Below are 19,601 nucleotides of genomic sequence, written 5' to 3' on the forward strand. Positions count from 1 at the left end.
ATACAATTGATTTAGAGTCGTTTTTTAAAGGTAAAATAGTGCTCTATCTGCGTAAAAAATAGTGTAGCAAATGTTATTTGAAAAATCAATGCAATTACATTCGAGTTTAAACCCAAGAGTGGTGCTTGAAGCTCCGAGATTAGTATAGATATAGCAATCCCAAATACAGATCCAACGATAAAGAAAAATCGAGAAAGTTTTAAGGCTTTAGAAGTGCTGCTTTTTTGAATCGCTTTTTCTGCAATCTGTTGCATAACAACATCTTCAAAATCGGTAAAAGGCAGGTCTAATTTGCTCTTAGCCATGAGCTTATCAAAGTCTGGATGGTTTTCTTCTATATTCATTGTTGGCTTATTTGTTGGTTATAAGTAAAATGGGCTGATAGTATGTTTTTTAAATTGTTTCTTCCCCGATGCAGTAATACTTTGATGTTGGTTTTGTTCCAACCAGTAATTTCGACGATTTCTTGAATGTTTTGCTCTTCTAAATAGAACAGCCTGAGTGCTAAACTTTCTTTAGGCCCTAATCTTTTTAAACCTTCATTGATATAAAATCTTTGATAATCAACCTCTGATTTTGAGTTCATAACATCTGTAGACAATTGAGGATTAATAGGGTCTTCTTGGTTGATTAAGATTTCTTTTTTACGCTTGTTTAAAATCTTAAAAGCTTCGTTAACCACAATGCGATACAGCCAAGTACTAAACTTTGAGTTTCCTTTAAAAGTAGATAGTTTGGTGTAGGCTCTAATAAATGAAACCTGCAAAACTTCTTGCGCAAGATACTCATCTTTTACAACCGAAATTGCATAAGAATAAGAGAGGTCTTTGTATTTCTTTATGAGAAAACGAAAAGCATCTTGGTTGCCATCTAGTACTTTTTGTATGTAGATGTCATCCATCAATTAGTCCTCTTTTTTTGATTTGCTTATTAGGTTACCAATAATCATTCCTATACCTGCGAACATAAATGTGGAGATAATTAAGATTACTGTTTCTTCTATTCCTGTAGAAAATATTGAAAAAATTAATATTCCAATAACAGCTCCAACAGTACTAGAAAGCAAAATAATTCCTCCTTTAAGTAAATTAGAATTGTTGCTTTTCTTTGTAAGTAATTTACTTGCATCAAAGTTTTTTTCTATAATTAATAGACGTTCTGCAGCCTTTGCCTTGTAACGAATCATCCAAGCTAAATAGATGATAATGATAAGTACTATAATAAATAGTCCCAATAAGGTAAATGCGTCGATTCCAAATTCGTTCATAATTGTTTTGTTTTTATATAAGTAAGATACTTGAAAGTAGGCAAAGGTTACGTCTAGTACTATAAATTTATAAAAAAAAGCTCCTAATTTCTTAGGAGCTTTTTATTGATTAGGGTGTAATTTAATTTTTATCCAATACCAAATGTTGAATAAAGAATTCCATCATTCTAAACGTATTTAAAGCCGTATGTCCTTTGTCTGGACCTACTTGTACTTCAAAGCTTTTTCCAGCTCTTTGTAAAGCTTGGATTAACTGTAATGAATTTGCAGGATGCACATTGTTGTCATTAGTACCGTAAAAGATCATAAGCTCTCCTTTAAGGTCTTTTGCATAGTTCATTAAACTAGATGCATCATATCCTTTTTTGTTGTTCTCTAAAAGGTTCATAAAACGCTCAGTGTACACGTTGTCATAGTTTCTCCAGTCAGTTACTGCAGAGTTTGCAACTGCTGCATGGTATACATCAGGGAAACGCAATAAACTCATACCCGCTGTAGTTCCTCCGTAAGAAGTTCCGTAAGCACCAACATTGTCTTTATCAAAATAAGGACGGTTGCGCAAAGATTTCATTCCTTCAGCAAAATCATCCATTTCTACGATACCTAAGTTTCCGTATAATTTATCTAATAATTTTTTTCCACGTCCACCAACATTTCTACCATCAACATTGACTACTAAGAATCCAAATTCTGTTAAAGCACTTGGGTAGGTAAAGTTTTCTCTAAATGCGTTGGTTGCAGGACCTCCATAGTTGCTTAAAAGTACTGGGTACTTTTTGTTTGGATCAAAATTAGATGGAAAGTGTATCATTCCGTGCAATTCTGTTTCTCCATCAGCAGAAGTAAAGGTAAATACTTCAACAGTTTTAAAGCCCAACTTGTTAAATTCTGTCATATCGCTTTTTGCAATTTCAGAAACCTTTTTTCCTTTAGAATCAACTAAGTTCATAAAAGCAGGAACGTTGTGTGTTTGAGCAACATCAATAAAATGCTTGTAAGTTGGTGAAAGAATTACGCTGTGGTTAAAAGCAGGATCAGTTAAACGAACATCTTTTGTTCCGTTTAATTTTACACGATGCAATTGCATTTTCATGTGGTTATCACCGCTTCTTGCCATATAGTGCATTACACCTTTTTTCTCATCAACATCAATAATTCTAGAGACTTCAAAGTTATGTTGGGTAATTGGGTTAACCAAAGTTCCATCATAGTTGTATAAGTAGTAGTTTTTATATCCATTGCGCTCAGAAGTCCAGATAAAGTGTTTTTTATCTTTTAACTCATAAATCTGTGGAGAGTTTTCTGTAAAACTAGCCAACCATTCTTCTCTAACCACAACTCTGGTTTTTCCTGTAGTAGGGTTTCCAGCTCTGTACTCCATGATGTCTTGCTTACGATTGGTACTGTGAAAAAGCAATTCTTTTCCGTCTGGTGACCATTTGATATCGTATAAATAAGTACCAACAGCACCATCATTATAAGGTTTACCATCACGTACATCTAAGGTTACTGTTTTTTTAGTCTCTAAATCATACACTAGTAAATCTACAGGTAAGTTTTTAGCACCTACTTTAGGATAGGCCTCAATTTCTACAGAATCTTGAAGCTTCGTTTGATTGTACAATACATAGTATTTTTTTGCTTCTTTTTCTTCAAAGCGATAAAAAGCTACCTTTTTGCTATCTGGTGACCACCACATTGCAGTATTTTGGCTTAATTCTTCACCATAAACCCAAGTAGCAATACCAAACTTAATTTGGTTTTCATCATTCCCTTGAGTGGTAATAGCTTGTACGTTGCTTCCGTCTGGATTGCTGATGTACATGTTTCTATCTTTGGTAAAAGCTTTTAATTTTTCATCCGGAGAGATTGCAGAAGCATACTGTCTTCCACGAGCAGGTCGATTTCCAAAACTTCTTCTTCTTGTATTATTAGCTCTTTTTGGCGTTTCTATTTCTGTTGCCTTTTTTCTGCGAACATCATACTTGTAAGTCTTTCCGTTTTCTGAATAGGTAAAGGTTTTTCCGTCTTCTGCCCATTGAACAGAGGTAGGAGCTCTTTTTATAGAACTATACAGCTTTGGTGCCATCTCCATATAACGGTCATAACCAGGCATTTTTTTTAGTTTGTCTTGTGCTTGCACAAGCAAGTTTCCAAAGGTCAAAAATGCTACGATAAAGACAATTTTTGATCTCTTAAGTGAGTTGAGTTTCATTTGTTGTTTGTTATAATTAAATTAGTATGCAGTAAATTTAATATAAAAATGTTTGTTTGCACGCTTTTGACAAAATATTAACGTCTTAACGAACCTCAATTGTTTTACGTATAGATACTGCTTTACCTTCAAAAGTAAATCCTTCAACTAGAATTTCATATAGGCCTGTATTATCAGAAGTATAGAAGTTAAGTAGTTGTGAGTTTTTTGTTAAGGTAAAATCAGGTACCCAAAGCAATTGAGAACGCTCATCCGGTACTCGTCTTAAATTGCTTGCGTTTTTGTAGTCTGGCTGGTAATATATTTTAGTAGGTTCGGGTTTTTTTAATGTAAACTCATGCAAATATGCACCCTTGCTAATTGGAATAAAATCAGTTTTTTTGGTTTCTACTAAGATCACACCTCCATACATTTGATTATTAAATAAGAATTTATCCGTAATAATGTTTATGGTTTGTATTTTCTTTACGTCATAATGGTACAAATCATTGTGATTTTGAACCTGAACACCATCGATAAGTACTAAAGGTAATTCTCGTGTTTCTCCTCCTGATTTATAGTCTCTTACATGAAAGCTGTAATTGTCATCTTTTTTGTTTACCCAAGTGTGTTCTACAATTTCTATCATGGTTTCTTCTACTGTTTTAAACCGTGTAAAGTCATCCAAATTGTATTTGTAATCGATGTTGTAAAAAGTATTGTATTCTTTAAAAGGAACAATACTGTCTTGTTTAACGCTTCTGTAGGCATTTTCAATTTGCAGATGTTCTACAGAATTTGCAATCCAATCTTTTTCTGCTTCAGACACTTTTAAAGGAGGAAAGCTTAGTTTGTCAAAATAAAAATCAGGCGTTTTGTACAACTGAATACGATATTTTTCTTTGGCATCATCTACTACTTGTATCACGGCTCTATCTCCATTGTAGTCATGTTCTAAATCTATATAAAAAACACCATAAGCATTGGTCTTGGCTGTTTTAAAAACAAAATTTTTGCTAGGAATAGAAAGGGCTACTTTAACATTGGTAGCTAGTTGGTTGTTTTCTGTGTTGCGTACCACCCCAGAAATTAATTCGCCTTTGATTTCTGGAGAATAAACTTTATAACCCTCTGCAGTAGGAGTGAAATCTATTTTATTGTTTTTAAATAAAGAAACATAATTAGAAATATTAATAGGCTCTTCTACTGAGAGTGCTGGTTTCTTGCGAACAGAAACGATATAATTACCGTAAGATTTTTGGTTTAATAAGCCTTCTATGCTTAGTTGAACCAACTGTCTTTTAGAAGCCTTTTCTTTATCTACTTTAATAGCTATAACACCTTGAGAAATGTCTTTTATATCAACTGGTGTGTTTTTCTCGACGATTTGCAATCCACTCTGATCTCCTGAAAAAGGATTGATAATATGTAAGGGTGAATGGAAATAATTATGGTCACTAGTGTTTCTCATCCATTGGGTGTAAGCAACCAATTGGTAGGTTCCAGAATCCAATGTATACGGAATTGTAAAACTTCCAGCACCAGTAGATTCATCTATTCGTAGCTTTTGAGTAAACACTGTTTTCTTATCGCTATTAACCAAAGCCACATAAGCTATTTTACTAATACTGGCTTGATGTGCTGTGTTAAGCACATAGACTTTGTACAATAACTGCTCACCTGCAAATAGAATCTTCGAGTTCTGTTGAAGATAGACAGTTTCAATGTCGAGCTTTTGATATAAATCAATGGAGCTTTTACTAACGGTAACCTGTGATTGTAGGGTTAAAGCCTTTAATAAAACAGCTAATAATAGTACTAGTTGACTTTTTTTCATTTCTTTAATTTTTTATTCAATCCAAAAATTTGGTTTTACATTGGTTCCATATACAGTACAATCTCCACAACCTTTAGAAACTAATAAATAAGGCCCTGGTAATGATTCAGAAGGCTGCGGGTTATAATCGTAGAATGTAAATTCTCCAGACTGTAGTGCGTCCATAAGATGCAGAGTCGGAGAATATACTCCACAAAGTTCAGGTGTATTGGGCGTGCCATTAGGATAAAAATCCTTATAATTAAAATACGTTCTCTTGCTAGATACTGAAGCAATTTCAAAAAAACCTATGACTTTTTTAGAAGGTTCAGAAACCGCTTTTATATTGCCTTCAAAAAAACCTGGTTGACTTTGTGTCAACAAATCCGAAGCATTCGAAAATTTATTCAATAGTTTATAATAGTTGTAGGCTTCAAACGATTGCACATACTGTTTTACGAGTATGCTATAACGATGAGAAGCGATATAGTCAGTGACAGGAATTCTCCGAACGGTAAACTCAGAGACTCGATCTTCTGTTAAATTAGTTGTTTCTGTTTGGATAATGGCATTTGAACGATAGGTCTGGTAACATATTTGGTTTTGTATAGTTCTGGGAACTATTTCTATACCTGGATTAAGTGTTATATCAAAAGGAGACCAGTACGGAGCTACAATTTTATAGGTTTCTTCATAGGTATATCGGTAATATTTTGATTGCCCATTTGGATCAAAACTTGAAACATTTAATCGAAACTCATTATTATTTTCTAAACTTTCACCAAGTGTAACTGTCAGGTCTTCAATTTTTGAATGGCTGGTAGTTTTAGTTGGGTTTGATTCATAAGTATCACCATTGGCTGTTTTAATAAACAGTTGGTAATTGGTATTAATCTTTGCGCTAAACTGAATGTTAGAGGTATATATACCCGGCGAAGTTTCTGTAAAGGAGTAGCTGTTATTCGCTTCATCTTTTACTTCAATCGTTGCATTGCTTTCTGCAATAATTTCTTCTACTTCTAGAGCTGTTGCTTTAGAAAGTTTAATTTCTTGGTATTTTAATTCATTGCTTATGGTCGCCTCAATAACCAAAGCTTCTTCTATAGTAGTTATTTTTAGATCATACGCTTCTGTACATCCGTTTATTAAAACAGTTGCAAGAATAAAAATGATACTATAAATAACTCTCATTTATCAGTGTTTTTAATCAATCCAAAAATTTGGTTTTACATTGGTCCCATATACAGTACAATCTCCACAACCATTAGGAACTAATAAATAAGGGCCTGGTAGTGTTTCTGAAGGAGTGTTGTTATAGCCATAGAACTTATAATCTCCAGAATCAATATACTCAAAAAGAGGAATTGGTTCACCCAGAGATTCTGATATAGCTGAAGGGGCGCTTAAACCACAAGGTTCAGGTGTGTTGGGTGTGCCATCAGTAAAAAAATCTTTATAATCAAAAAACATTCTTTTGCTAGAAACGGATGCAATTTCAAAAAAACCAATCACTTTTTTAGAGGGTTCAGAAACGGCCTTTATATTGCCCTCAAAAAAACCAGGTTGACTTTGTGACAATACATCCGAAGCATTCGAAAATTTATTTAGTAATTTATAAAAGGTGTAGGCTTCAAACGATTGTACATACTGTTTTACTAATATGCTATACCGATGAGAAACTTTATAATCAGTGACAGGGATTTTTCGAATTGTCAAACCAGAGACACGATCTTCTGTTAAACCAGTTGTTTCTGTTTGAATAATGTCATTTGAACCATAGGTTTGGTAACAGATTTGGTTTTGCACAGTCCTAGGAACTATTTCTATACCTGGATTAAGTATTATATCAAAAGGAGACCAGTAAGGAGCTACAATTTTATAGGTTTCTTCATAGGTATATCGATAATAATTTGATTGCCCATTTGGATCAAAACTCGATACATTTAGTTGAAACACTGTATTGTTTTCAGAGTTTTCACCAAGTGTAACCGTCAGGTCTTCAATTTTTGAATCGCTGGTAGTTTTAGTTAAGTTTGATTCATAAGTATCACCATTGGCTGTTTTAATAAACAGTTGGTAATTGGAATTAATCTTTGCGCTAAACTGAATGTTAGAGGTATAAATACCCGGCGAAGTTTCTGTAAAGGAGTAGCTGTTTTGCGCTTCATCTTTTACTTCAATCGTTGCATTGCTTTCTGCAACAATTTCTTCTACTTCTAGAGATGTTGCTTTAGATAGTTTAATTTCATGAAATTTTAATTCATTGCTTATGGTCGCCTCAACAACCAAAGCCTCTTCTATACTGTCGATTTTTAGATCATACGCTTCTGTACATCCGTTTATTAAAACAGTTGCTAGGATTAAAATAATGCTATAAGTAATTCTCATTTAATAGTGTTTTTAATCAATTCAAAAATTGGGTTTCATGTTGCTACCAAAGGCTGTATAATCACCAAAGTACTTTCAAAATATTGATTTTCAATAGTAAATGATTCGATACAACTAATTAATAGGGTAGTCATCAATCCTAAGAAGTAGAATGGGATAGTAAATTTATATTTCAACATTCTTCTTAGAATTTAAAATTATAGGTGATGGTTGGCACTGGTACAGAAAAAATACTGCTCTTATAAGCATTGATCTTTCCATCTTTTGTAACAAAAAATACAGAATACGGATTGTTTCTTCCTAAAACATTATAGATTGAAATATTCCAGAAACTATGAGCAAACTTTTTAATTTTATGATTCCCTTCTATGTTTAAACCAATATCCATTCTGTAATAATCAGGGATTCTAAATTTGTTATGATCACTATAAAACACATATTGAGAACCATTGTAATTGTACTTCCCAACAGGGTAGGTAACAGGTCTACCTGTTTGATAGGCAAAATTCATAGACCAACTAAAACGCTTTGTCATTTTATAATTAAGTACCAAGCTTAAATCATGAGGCTTGTCTATGTTTGATGGGAAATAATCACCATTGTTAATTTTTTCTTCTGCAAAATTACTGTCAAACTTAGAGTAAGTTCTAGAGTAAGTATACCCAAGCCATCCGTTTAATTTACCCGTTTTCTTTTTTAATAAGAACTCTACCCCGTAGGCTTTTCCAACACCTTGTAGAACCTCTGTTTCTATAGTTGGGTTAATTAATAAATCTGCACCAATTTTATAATCTAAAATATTTTTAGAGGTCTTATAATAACCTTCAACACTAATTTCATAAAGGTCATCACCCAAATTTTGATAGGCTCCTAAAGTTACCTGAGTCGATTCTTGTGGTTTGATATTGTTGTCAGACAAACGCCAAGTATCTGTGGGTGATGCTGTGGTATTATTAGATAAACTTTGGATGTATTGAAAACTATTATTAAAACTTGCTTTTAAAGAAAAAGTAGGGGTAAAGGCATAACGTGCAGAGGCTTTAAGTCCTAAGCCGCTGTAGGTCTGAATAACTTCATTGTTATCATAGGTTTTTACTTCTGTAATTGATAATGGGCTGATTGGTAAACTAGGATCATAGATGTTTCTTGTGCCTTTTCCTAAAGAAGCATACAAAGAGTAACGAAGTCCTAAATTAATCAAGAATTTATCGTTCATTTTATAGTCATCTGAGAAAAACAATGCAGACTCTAAAGCTCTTTCTTTTTGAACCTGTACTGGATTGATCAAGGAGGCATTGTCTTTAGGTGTTTTACTTCCAGGGTTTACATTGTACAATTTTGTAGAAATCCCGTAATCAAATTTGTGCTTTTCATTTAACCTGTAGTCTATTTTTAGTTTTAAATGAGTTTCATTTAACGAGTAGTTTAAGTTAAAATTAGAAGCTCCACCTTCTTTGTCGTAATCGATGTTAAACTGGTACTGGCTATTAGCAAGTAATAAGGTGCTATTTGTTTTTTCATTAAAATTGTGTTTCCATTTTAATGAAACCAAGCTGTTACTGTAGCTATTTAACGAGTCTGAGGTAATTTTATAATCATCATAACTATAATAACCAGTAGCTTCAATACTGTTTTTATCGTTTAATTTATGCGTGTATTTGCTAATCACATCAAAAAAGGAAGCCTGACTATTATCTAATGAAGTGTCGTCTAAAGATTTTAAAATCCAATTAGAATACGTTCCTCTGGCACCTACAATTATCGAAGATTTATCTTTTATAACTGGAGTTTCTAGTGTGATATTACTTGTTACTGGCCCTATAGATGCTTCTCCTTTAAAAGCTTCATTGCTTCCTGTTTTTGTACTGATGTCAATTACAGAAGATAAACGCCCACCGTATTCTGCAGGAGCGCTTCCTTTATATATTTTAACGGTTCCTGTAGTAAAAGGGTTTACTCCAGAGAAAATACCAAAAAAATGCGTTGGGTTATACACCACACCATCATCTAATAAAATTAAGTTTTGATCTGTTTTACCACCACGCACACTAAAGCCCATAGCTCCTTCACCAGCAGTTTTAATACCAGGAAGCGTTGTAGCAACCTTTAAAATATCTCGTTCTCCTAAGATTAGCGGAATGGTTTTAATGTCTTCTGCTTTAATTTGAGTAACACTTGTAGTTACTTCTTTAATGTTTTTATCTCGGTCTGCATTGATGACTACTTCATCTAAAAACTCAGACGATTCTTCAAGACCAATATTAAGAGTACCACTATTGTATAACACAAGTGTTTTTTTAGTGTTAGTAATACCGATAGCTTTGGTTTCTAGGGTGTAAACACCGGGGCTTAATAAAAATTTATATGCACCAAACTTATCGGTGACTACATTTTGTTTGCCAATGGTTACTACGAGATCTGATATCGGTTCATTTGTGGTGCTGTTAATTACTTTACCAGATAGGGTATAGCGTTTATTTTTAGAATCCAATGTTTCTTTACCAATTCTATATATTTTATCTGTATTAACTGGTGTTAATGGCCCTTGTTTTGCAACGATGACATTTTGTTTAGGCCTATCATTTGTTGTAGGTTTTTTAAAAAGACCGGTTAAATCAGGGCGATAGATTAAACTATTCTGACTTAATACAACCTTGTTTTCATCTGTAATATAGTAGTTTAAGATGGTTGACTTAAATAAAACATCTAAGATACTTTCTAGTGTTTGGTTTTTGTAACTTCCCGTATGTTTGGTGTTGTCTAACCAGCTTTCTAGAAAGTAAAACCGATAAGGAGTCTTAGTTTCAATCTTTTCAAGTACTTCTTTTGCTGTTGATTCTTTATAGTCTAAAGAGAATTTTAAGGGTTCTTTTTCTTGACCTATTAATAGCGTAAGTCCACAAAAAAAGAACAGGAGAGTTTGTGTAAATTTCATAAAGAATTTGTGTAAGTATTGTTAATTTTTAACAAATAGCATGCCATAATAAAAAGTTAAAACTAATGAAATATTTCTTGATTCAGAAATATTCTTTTTTATTCGGTTTCTTTGGCTCTGTCTAATAAGTTCTTATTTAGGCTTTTACTGGTTTTTGCACCGAGTTCTCTTATGCGCTCCACTTTGGTGATCAAATTGCCTTTACCAGTTAATTTTTTCATAGATGTATCATAGCTTCCTTGTACAGTTTTTAATTGGTTGCCAACTTTAATCAAATCATCTGTTAGATTTACAAACTGATCATACAGTCTCCCTGCTTGCTCTGCAATGGCTAAAACATTTCTTTTTTGGTTTTCTTGACGCCACATAGAAGCAACGGTACTTAGGGTTGCTAAAAGGGTTGAAGTAGAAACCAAAACCACATTTTTATCCAAAGCTTCATAGTACAAATTGTTGCTTTTGTTAAGTGCAATCATCAATGCGGGTTCTATGGGTACAAACATCAAGACATAATCTGGTGTGTTAATTTCATAAAGGCTGTCGTATTTTTTTTCACTCAGTCCTTTAATGTGTTTTCTTAAACTTTCTAGATGCTTTTTAAAGTGCTGTTCTTTTTCTTGTTCATCCTCGGTACTCATATAAGCTTCATAGGCAGTCAAAGAAACTTTTGCATCAATAATTAAATGCCTGTCATCTGGTAAGTTAACGATAAAATCAGGTTTTTTTAAACGACCTTCCTCATCTCTAAAACCACCTTGGGTTTCAAAGTGAATCCCTTTGGCAAGATTGGCTTTTTCTAAGAGCATTTCTAATTGAGTTTCTCCCCAGTCTCCTTGTACTTTGCTATCTCCTTTTAGGGCTCTCGTTAAGTTTAGAGCTTCTTTGCTCATTTGTAAATTGAGCTCTTTTAGGCCAGAGAGTTGTTCTTTTAAGGCTGCATGCATGCCCACACTATCTTTTTGTGATTCTGCTACCTTTTTTTCAAAGCCATCTATTTTTTCTTTTAACGGATTTAAGATGTTTTGAATATTCTCTTTATTCTGATGGGTAAATTTGGTTGATTTTTCATCAAAAATCTTATTGGCTAAATTTTCAAATTCTTTGGTAAATTTTTCTTGTAATTTTTCTACCTCTAGTTTATTCTCGGCAAGTTGTCTCTCTAGATTCTTATGTTCTTCTGTTTTAGTGGCATTGTTAATGGCTAGCGCATCTTTTTCTAGGCGAATATTTTGCTTTTCTGTTTCTGATTGTTGGAGTAGTTTTTCCAAGCTATTTTTTTCGGAAACCAACACAGCCCTAGTTTTTTCAACCTTTAGTTTAGAAATGTAGTAGCCTAGAGCGCCTCCGATAGCAACTGAAATAATAGCGATGATGAATTCTTGCATAGCAAATTAAGAATGAATTTTTAGAAGCCTAATATTACGAATATTTTAAGACCTAATTCATATAATTTTTGATGAATTGTCTAATAAATTGTGTAATATTGAACTTTATACTTAGTTACACTAGATGCTTTCAAAATTTATATTCACAAAAATTTTAGGGTGGAAATTGAATAATAATTTCCCGCTAGAGTTAAAAAAATACGTAGTCATTGCTGCTCCACATACCAGTTGGCAAGATTTTCCGATAGGTATTTTAGCCAGAAACACAGCAGGGGTTAAAATAAACTTTATAGGGAAGGACTCCTTGTTTAAAGGACCCTTTGGTTTTATTTTTAGAAGCTTAGGAGGAACTCCAGTAGACCGATCTAAAAGTAATAACTTGGTAGATGCTATTGTACAACTCTTTAATAGCAAAGAAGAATTCCGTTTGGCTTTATCTCCAGAGGGCACTAGAAAGAAGGTTGATAAATGGAAGACTGGCTTTTATTATATCGCCAAAGGAGCTAATGTACCTATTGTGTTGGCTACTTTAGACTTTGGTAATAAAGAAGTAAAAATATCAGACCCTTATTATTTGACAGACAATAAAGAAAAAGATTTTGAATATTTTAAATCCTTTTATGAAAATGTAGAAGGAAAACATCCAGAATTGTTTTAATAAAAAACCCGCTTTAAAGCGGGTTTTTTATTGTGTATTTAGCTTTGGTCTATCCTTTGTAAAAAGGCAATTTAACCACCTTTGCAGGTACTGCTTTTTTGCGAATTTGGATAAAGATCTCAGAATCTACGGCTGCATTTTCTACAGTTACATAGCCCATCCCGATCCCGATTCCTAAAGAAGGGCTCATGGTTCCAGAGGTAACCACTCCAATCACTGTTCCGTCTGCGTTTACTATTTCGTAATCATGTCTAGGAATCCCTCTTTCAGTCAATTCAAAAGCAACCAGCTTACGTGTCACACCTGCTTCTTTTTGGCTTTTTAATGCTTCAGAATTTACAAAGTCTTTGTTAAACTTGGTAATCCACCCTAAACCAGCTTCTATTGGAGAAGTGGTGTCATTAATATCATTTCCGTACAAGCAATAACCCATTTCTAAACGAAGTGTGTCTCTTGCAGCCAAACCAATTGGTTTGATACCGAAATCGGCACCCGCTTCAAATACTTTGTTCCACAAAGTTTCTGCATCTTCATTTTTTACATAGACTTCAAATCCTCCAGAACCTGTGTATCCAGTTGCAGAAACAAGTACGTTTGGCAAGCCAGCAAATTCTGCAATTTGAAAGGTGTAAAATTTAATGGTAGACAAGTTTACATCAGTCAAAGACTGCATCGCTTCTACCGCTTTAGGACCTTGGATGGCTAATAAAGACCATTCCTCAGAACGATTAATCATGTTTACATCAAGATCGTTGTGTGAAGAAATCCAGTTCCAGTCTTTTTCAATATTTGAGGCATTAACCACCAACATGTACTCATTTTCTGCAATCATATAGATAATTAAATCATCTACAATTCCTCCGTCATTGTTAGGCATACAGCTGTATTGAGCTTTACCTGGGACTAATTTTGAAGCGTCATTAGTACAAGTTTTCTGAATCAATGCAAGTGCATTCTCTCCTTTTAAAAAGAACTCTCCCATATGGCTTACATCAAAAACACCGACTGCCTTCCTAACAGTTTCATGCTCTATATTAATTCCTTCGTAAGAGACAGGCATGTTGTATCCTGCAAAAGGAATGATTTTTGCTCCTAAGGTTTCGTGTACGTGGGTTAATGCTGTGTTTTTCATGGTTGTATAGCTAAATATATATCGATTTCGAAGTTCTAAAATTTTCGGCTAATTTATCATAAATAAACTAATTGATAAAACATATAAAGTCTTGTTTTTGCCAAAATTTAAATTGAACTATTTTCATGTCAATGAAACTCTGTATATTTGGTTTTTTTGATTTTAAACTTAACCACATGAAAAAAGCAACCACACTATTTGGTATTTTATTTTTTGTAAGCATTTTTATGAGTGCTCAAGGGAAAGATACACCTACAGATTACTTATCAAAAGAGTTCCACAAAGAAAGAAGACAGGAACTTAGAAAAAAACTTCCTAAAAACTCTGTTGCGGTATTCTTTGCAAATCCTGTAAGAAACCGTGCAAATGATGTAGATTTTGTCTATCATCAAGATCCAAATTTTTATTACTTAACAGGTTATAAAGAGCCTCATGCTGTGTTATTGGTTTTTTCTGAAGATCAAAAAGACAAAACAGGTACCTATGACGAGCTTTTTTATGTGCAAAAGAAAAATGCTATGGCAGAGATGTGGACAGGGTATCGATTGGGTGCAGAGGGAGCCAAAAAAGAGCTTGGTTTTGAGCATGTATTTAATGGAGAAGAGTTTGTAAACTTATCAGTAGATTTTTCAAAATTTGACAAAATTATCTTTACTGATTTCAAAGATGATATTAGAGATAATAAGAGAGATAACGCTGATTTGTATAGTTTAGTAGAGCAATTTAAACAGAAAATTTCTTACAAAACAACTACCAGTAAAATTCCAGCTTCTGATAAAAACATTAAAGTAGCTAGTAATATTGACACCAGAAGTATTCGAATGCTAATGGCAACTTTACGTCAGGTAAAAACCAAAGATGAGCTTGAATTGCTAACCAAAGCGGTTAGAATTTCTGCAATGGGTCAGGTAGAGATCATGAAGGCGATGCGTCCTCATATGTCAGAAACAGAAGTACAAGGAATTCATGAGTTTGTTTATAAAAAATACGGTGCTGAGTATGAAGGGTATCCTTCTATAGTTGGTGGCGGAAACAACGGTTGTATTTTACACTATGTAGAAAACAGTAAAACCAAATTAGGAAATGATTTGGTGTTGATGGATTTAGGAGCAGAGTACAGAGGCTATACAGCAGATGTAACGCGTACTATTCCTGCAAACGGAAAGTTTTCTAAAGAACAAAAAGCCATCTATGATATTGTCTATGATGCACAAGAAGCGGGGATTGCACAATACGTGATTGGTGAAAAAATCAGCACTCCTGGTCAAACTGCTCGTAAAATTGTAAACGAAGGTTTGGTAAAATTAGGAATCATTAAATCTGTAGACGAGAAACATATGTATTGGGCTCACGGAACAACGCACCATATTGGTTTGGATGTACACGATCCAGGAGCATCGCCAACTTTTTTAGAAAACATGGTACTTACTATGGAGCCAGGGATTTACATTCCAGAAGGGAGCCCATGTGATAAAAAATGGTGGGGAATCGCTGTTCGAATAGAGGATGATATTTTAGTGACTAAAAACGGTCCTGTTAACTTGTCTGCAGAAGCACCAAGAAAATCAGAAGAAATTGAGAAAATGATGAAACAAACCAGTATTTTCAAGACTTTTACCTTACCTAATTTAGATAAATAAGAATGAGTACAGAGCAACCTAATAATCCACTTCACGGAGTTAAATTGGCAGATATCGTAGAATATTTGCACAATGAATACGGATGGAAAGAACTGGGGATGCTTGTTGATATCAATTGTTTTCAGAACAACCCAACCATTAAATCGAGTTTAAAGTTTTTAAGAAGAACACCTTGGGCTCGAGAAAAAGTAGAGAAGTTGTATTTGCAGACCATTAAATAAATTAAAAAGCCTCACTAATTTTAGTGAGGCTTTTTTATTATTGCGGGCTTTGTAGTAGCTGTACGACCAATTCTTTGGTCAATGGCTTTCCGTTAGCCGCTTTTTTTATGTCTTCAAAACTATATAAGAAGTTGCACCCATTTTTGTGCTCTGAGCAGCCATAAGCCGTATTGCCTTTAATGACAGTTCCTTTTTTACACTTTGGACAGCTGATGCTATCTTGATTTGACTCTTTTTTTACTTTGGTATCAACAGCTGTTTTCTTTTCTTCTAGTTTTAACTGAAAGTTTTCATCAAATCGAACCAAGCCTTCTACGCTTCCGTTTTCTGTCTTAAATCCTTTTAAATTGGTGGTTGATTTTTTGTCAAGCAATCGGATCAATTGGTTTTCACTAATTTTCTTTCCTAGAAATTCAAAAGGCAGTTTAAATGTACAGCCTGTTTTGTACTCAGAGCAGCCATAAGCTGTAGAACCCTTTAAAAGTTGACCTTTTTGACATTTTGGACAGCTTTTACCTACCAGTTGCTTTTTAGTAGTTGCTTTTTTCTTTGGAGTCTTTTCTACAGCGTTTTGTGAAATAGTTTGATGAGAAATTCGAATCTTAGAGGTATTTGATCGAACTTCATAAACCAATTCATCGACCATTTTTTTCATATTATTGATAAAGGTACCCGCGTTAAACTCACCGCGTTCAATCTCCTTTAAGCGTTTTTCCCAACGTCCAGTTAGTTCGGCAGATTTTAAGAGTTCATTATCTATCAAATCGATCAACTGAATCCCTGTTTGCGTAGGCAATACCAGTTTCTTTTTACGTTCAATATACTTTCTTCTAAAGAGGGTTTCTATTATACTGGCTCGTGTAGAAGGTCTTCCAATACCATTCTCCTTCATTAGCTCTCGCATCTCATCATCATCTACCTGTTTGCCCGCTGTTTCCATAGCACGTAGGAGAGAGGCTTCTGTAAAGTTTCTTGGTGGTTTGGTTTCTTTTTCTAAAAAAGAGGGCTCATGAGGACCTTTTTCTCCTTTGGTAAAAGAGGGCAGGGTCATTTGCTCATTTAATTCTTTTTTAATCTTGCTTTCTTCGGTTTCTAAAGCTACTCGCCAACCTTTGCTTATAATTTCTTTTCCGGTGGTTTTAAAAGGGACTTCTGAGGCCTTGCCAATTACAGAGGTGTTTGACACATCAGAATCTGGGTAAAAAGCAGCAATAAAGCGTCTAGTAATAATGTCGTATACCTGTTGTTGGTTATACTGTAAGCTGGTTTGCATTCCTGTCGGAATTATAGCGTGGTGATCGGTTACTTTTTTATCGTCAAAAACTCGTTTTGACTTTTTAATTTTCTTTCCTAAAAGCGGCTGAGTGATTTCGCTATAATTGGTTAATTTGCTTAAGATTCCTGCAACTTTTGGGTACACATCATTGGGTAAGAAAGTCGTATCAACTCTTGGATAAGTGACCACTTTCATTTCGTATAATTTCTGTACCATTTTTAAGGTTTCATCAGCAGAAAACCCAAACTTATTATTGCAGTACACTTGCAAACCTGTTAAATCAAAAAGCTTAGGTGCGTATTCTTTTCCTTTTTTCTTGGTTACAGAGACGATTTCAAAGTCAGACTCCTTTACCTTATTGGCTAAAATAGCTCCATCTTCTTGTTTTAAAAAGCGGCCATCCTCATAATTAAACAAGGTATTTCTATAACTAGTCTGTAACTCCCAGTAGGGTTGTGGTTTAAAATTTTCAATCTCTTTATAGCGATTGACCAACATGGCTAGGGTAGGAGTTTGCACTCTACCCACAGAGAGTACTTGCTTATAACCGCCAAATTTAACGGTGTATAAACGCGTGGCATTTAGGCCCAAGAGCCAATCACCTATAGCTCTAGAAAAGCCTGCATAATAAAGATTGTCATATTTCTCTGAGGTTTGAAGGTTTTCAAAACCTTCTTTAATGGCTTCTTCTGTAAGTGAAGAAATCCACAAACGTTGAACCTTCCCAGTGTATTCTGCTTGATTGATTACCCAACGTTGAATCAATTCTCCTTCTTGACCAGCATCCCCGCAATTAATTACAACATCTGCTCTGTCAAAAAGACTTTTTACGATTTTAAACTGTTTTTGAATCCCATCATTGCTAGTTACCTTGGTTAAAAACTTCTCTGGCAACATGGGTAAATTGTTTAAATCCCAACTTTTCCAATACGGCTTGTAATCTTTGGGTTCAAATAGTGTACATAAATGACCAAAAGTATAGGTCACTGCGTATCCATTCCCTTCATAATACCCATCGTGTTTTGTATTGGCACCTAGGATGTTAGCAATTTCTCTTGCAACACTTGGTTTTTCTGCAATACATACTTTCATTGGGTTTGGTTTTGAACTTGAAAAGTAGTAAAAATCTCTGAGATATGGAGGGTAATTTTTTCAATGCTTAGCTTATTTTGCATCCTAGTAGTGCTTTTTGATTTTTCTTTTTTAATGCTTAACCACTTTACTGTATTATCAGTTGATATACTAGCTGTTGATTGCGAATTTTCTAAGATCTTTAAAATAACATCAATAAAATTTAGCTAGTAAAAAAAACAATGATAGCCTGCTATTTAGGCACATTGCTGTATATTAGCCAACTTAAAAAATTAGATAAATTTCTTCTTAATTTTTACAAAATAATACAAAACAATATGAAACGTTTATTTTCAAATTTATTATTTAAAGTTTTCTTAGCCATTGTTTTAGGGATCGTTTTTGGTCTCTATTTACCAGAATCAGTGAACAGAATCTTTACAACGTTTAATGCCTTTTTTGGTCAGTTTTTAAATTTTTCTATTCCTTTAATTATTATGGGGCTTATTATGCCAGCCATCTCTGATTTAGGGAAAGGAGCAGGAAAGTTATTGTTGCTTACTGCGGCTATTGCCTACGGATCAACCTTGTTTTCTGGGTTTATGACCTATTTTACAGCCTCAAATATCTTTCCACAACTTTTAGCCTCACATGTAAACGATGCTGCAGAAATAGCAGAATCAGGCAAAGAGTTGACTCCTTATTTTAGCATTAGCATACCTGCGGTATTGGATGTCATGACCTCTTTAGTATTGGCATTTGTGATTGGTTTGGGATTGTCAAATCAAGAAAATTCTACTTTAAAACTGGTAGTCAAAGATTTTCAAAAGATTATCATGCAAGTAATAGAAAACATTATTGTTCCATTGTTGCCTTTGTTTATCTTGGGGATCTTTACTAGTATGGCTTACAGTGGTAAAGTCTTTTCAATTCTTTCTGTTTTTATCAGTATTATCGGTGTTATTTTTGCCTTACACATACTATTGTTATTGCTTCAGTATACCATTGCAGGAGCACTTACCAAGCAAAACCCACTAAAACTATTAGCTACCATGATGCCGGCTTATTTTACCGCTTTGGGTACCCAGTCTTCTGCAGCAACCATTCCGGTGACTTTAGAGCAAACTCTAAAAAATGGGGTATCAGAAAAAATAGCAGGTTTTGTAATTCCTTTATGTGCTACGATTCACTTATCTGGGAGTATTATGAAAATTACAGCCTGTGCAATGGCCTTAATGATATTACACGGAGTGCCTTTTGATTTTACGCTTTTTGCTGGCTTTATTTTTATGCTTGGAATTGCCATGATTGCTGCACCTGGTGTGCCTGGAGGGGCGATTATGGCAGCCGTTGGGATTTTGCAATCTATGTTGGGCTTTAACGAAGAAATGATTGGTTTGATGATTGCCTTATACATTGCCATGGATAGTTTTGGAACTGCTTGTAATGTTACGGGAGATGGGGCTATTTCTTTGGTTGTAAATAGCATTACCAAAGGGAAAGATCTTTAGTTATTTTAAAATAACCGCACTTATTTAAAAACAAAAAAACACTTTGATTGGCCTTTTAAAAGGCTGGTCAAAGTGTTTTGCTTACTGCTAGTTTTTATAATTGATAA

General features: G+C 34.1%; 15 protein-coding genes. 4 read left to right on the forward strand and 11 right to left on the reverse strand.

What is annotated here, in order from left to right; all coding sequences use genetic code 11:
* Nucleotides 1-11 precede the first annotated feature (11 nt).
* From WHC90_RS01295 to rmuC, 9 genes are all read right to left on the reverse strand, one after another.
* Nucleotides 12-344: a hypothetical protein gene (locus WHC90_RS01295; protein WP_188598807.1), complete on the reverse strand. Its 333-nt coding sequence runs from the start codon at nt 342-344 to the stop codon at nt 12-14.
* Complete coding sequence (locus WHC90_RS01300; RefSeq protein WP_188598806.1) at nt 341-901, reverse strand: RNA polymerase sigma factor; 561 nt, start codon at nt 899-901, stop codon at nt 341-343. Before WHC90_RS01300 ends, WHC90_RS01295 begins: the two co-directional genes overlap by 4 nt.
* 3 nt (nt 902-904) lie before the next feature.
* On the reverse strand, nt 905-1,267 hold the full coding sequence (locus WHC90_RS01305) for a DUF6249 domain-containing protein (protein ID WP_188598805.1): 363 nt from the start codon (nt 1,265-1,267) through the stop codon (nt 905-907).
* A 121-nt stretch (nt 1,268-1,388) separates the two neighbouring features.
* Nucleotides 1,389-3,482: a S9 family peptidase gene (locus tag WHC90_RS01310; RefSeq protein ID WP_188598804.1), complete on the reverse strand. Its 2,094-nt coding sequence runs from the start codon at nt 3,480-3,482 to the stop codon at nt 1,389-1,391.
* 85 nt (nt 3,483-3,567) lie between these two features.
* Nucleotides 3,568-5,298 carry a hypothetical protein gene (locus WHC90_RS01315; RefSeq protein WP_188598803.1) on the reverse strand — a complete coding sequence of 577 codons (1,731 nt, stop codon included), beginning with the start codon at nt 5,296-5,298 and terminating at the stop codon, nt 3,568-3,570.
* Nucleotides 5,299-5,310: 12 nt separating this feature from the next.
* Nucleotides 5,311-6,468, reverse strand: coding sequence for a DUF4249 domain-containing protein (locus tag WHC90_RS01320; protein ID WP_188598802.1), 1,158 nt, complete (start codon nt 6,466-6,468; stop codon nt 5,311-5,313).
* Nucleotides 6,469-6,480: 12 nt separating this feature from the next.
* Nucleotides 6,481-7,665, reverse strand: coding sequence for a DUF4249 domain-containing protein (locus WHC90_RS01325; protein ID WP_188598801.1), 1,185 nt, complete (start codon nt 7,663-7,665; stop codon nt 6,481-6,483).
* A 184-nt stretch (nt 7,666-7,849) separates the two neighbouring features.
* Entirely contained in the window at nt 7,850-10,600 is a 2,751-nt protein-coding gene (locus WHC90_RS01330; protein WP_188598800.1) for a TonB-dependent receptor, read from the reverse strand.
* A 98-nt stretch (nt 10,601-10,698) separates the two neighbouring features.
* Nucleotides 10,699-11,985 (reverse strand): DNA recombination protein RmuC, encoded by a 1,287-nt coding sequence (rmuC, locus tag WHC90_RS01335; protein WP_188598799.1) that lies wholly within the window; start codon nt 11,983-11,985, stop codon nt 10,699-10,701.
* Nucleotides 11,986-12,109: 124 nt separating this feature from the next.
* On the opposite strand from rmuC, the gene WHC90_RS01340 reads away from it, so the two are divergent.
* Nucleotides 12,110-12,643, forward strand: a complete 534-nt coding sequence (locus WHC90_RS01340) for a lysophospholipid acyltransferase family protein (RefSeq protein ID WP_188598798.1) — start codon at nt 12,110-12,112, stop codon at nt 12,641-12,643.
* Between the two features lie 49 nt (nt 12,644-12,692).
* Here WHC90_RS01340 and gcvT read toward each other — a convergent pair whose 3' ends face one another.
* Nucleotides 12,693-13,775 carry a glycine cleavage system aminomethyltransferase GcvT gene (gene gcvT / locus WHC90_RS01345; protein ID WP_188598797.1) on the reverse strand — a complete coding sequence of 361 codons (1,083 nt, stop codon included), beginning with the start codon at nt 13,773-13,775 and terminating at the stop codon, nt 12,693-12,695.
* A gap of 176 nt (nt 13,776-13,951) precedes the next feature.
* On the opposite strand from gcvT, the gene WHC90_RS01350 reads away from it, so the two are divergent.
* Together WHC90_RS01350 and WHC90_RS01355 are read left to right on the forward strand one after the other, a co-directional pair.
* Nucleotides 13,952-15,415 (forward strand): aminopeptidase P N-terminal domain-containing protein, encoded by a 1,464-nt coding sequence (locus WHC90_RS01350; protein WP_188598796.1) that lies wholly within the window; start codon nt 13,952-13,954, stop codon nt 15,413-15,415.
* Nucleotides 15,416-15,417: 2 nt separating this feature from the next.
* Nucleotides 15,418-15,636, forward strand: a complete 219-nt coding sequence (locus WHC90_RS01355; RefSeq protein WP_188598795.1) for a VF530 family DNA-binding protein — start codon at nt 15,418-15,420, stop codon at nt 15,634-15,636.
* A gap of 37 nt (nt 15,637-15,673) precedes the next feature.
* Here WHC90_RS01355 and WHC90_RS01360 read toward each other — a convergent pair whose 3' ends face one another.
* Nucleotides 15,674-18,004 carry a type IA DNA topoisomerase gene (locus WHC90_RS01360; protein WP_188598794.1) on the reverse strand — a complete coding sequence of 777 codons (2,331 nt, stop codon included), beginning with the start codon at nt 18,002-18,004 and terminating at the stop codon, nt 15,674-15,676.
* Between the two features lie 317 nt (nt 18,005-18,321).
* Between WHC90_RS01360 and WHC90_RS01365 the strand changes: the two genes are divergently transcribed.
* Nucleotides 18,322-19,494: a dicarboxylate/amino acid:cation symporter gene (locus WHC90_RS01365; RefSeq protein ID WP_188598793.1), complete on the forward strand. Its 1,173-nt coding sequence runs from the start codon at nt 18,322-18,324 to the stop codon at nt 19,492-19,494.
* Nucleotides 19,495-19,601 lie beyond the last annotated feature (107 nt).

The sequence above is a fragment of the Polaribacter pacificus genome (assembly GCF_038024035.1).
GTDB classification, from domain to species: Bacteria; Bacteroidota; Bacteroidia; order Flavobacteriales; family Flavobacteriaceae; genus Polaribacter; species Polaribacter pacificus.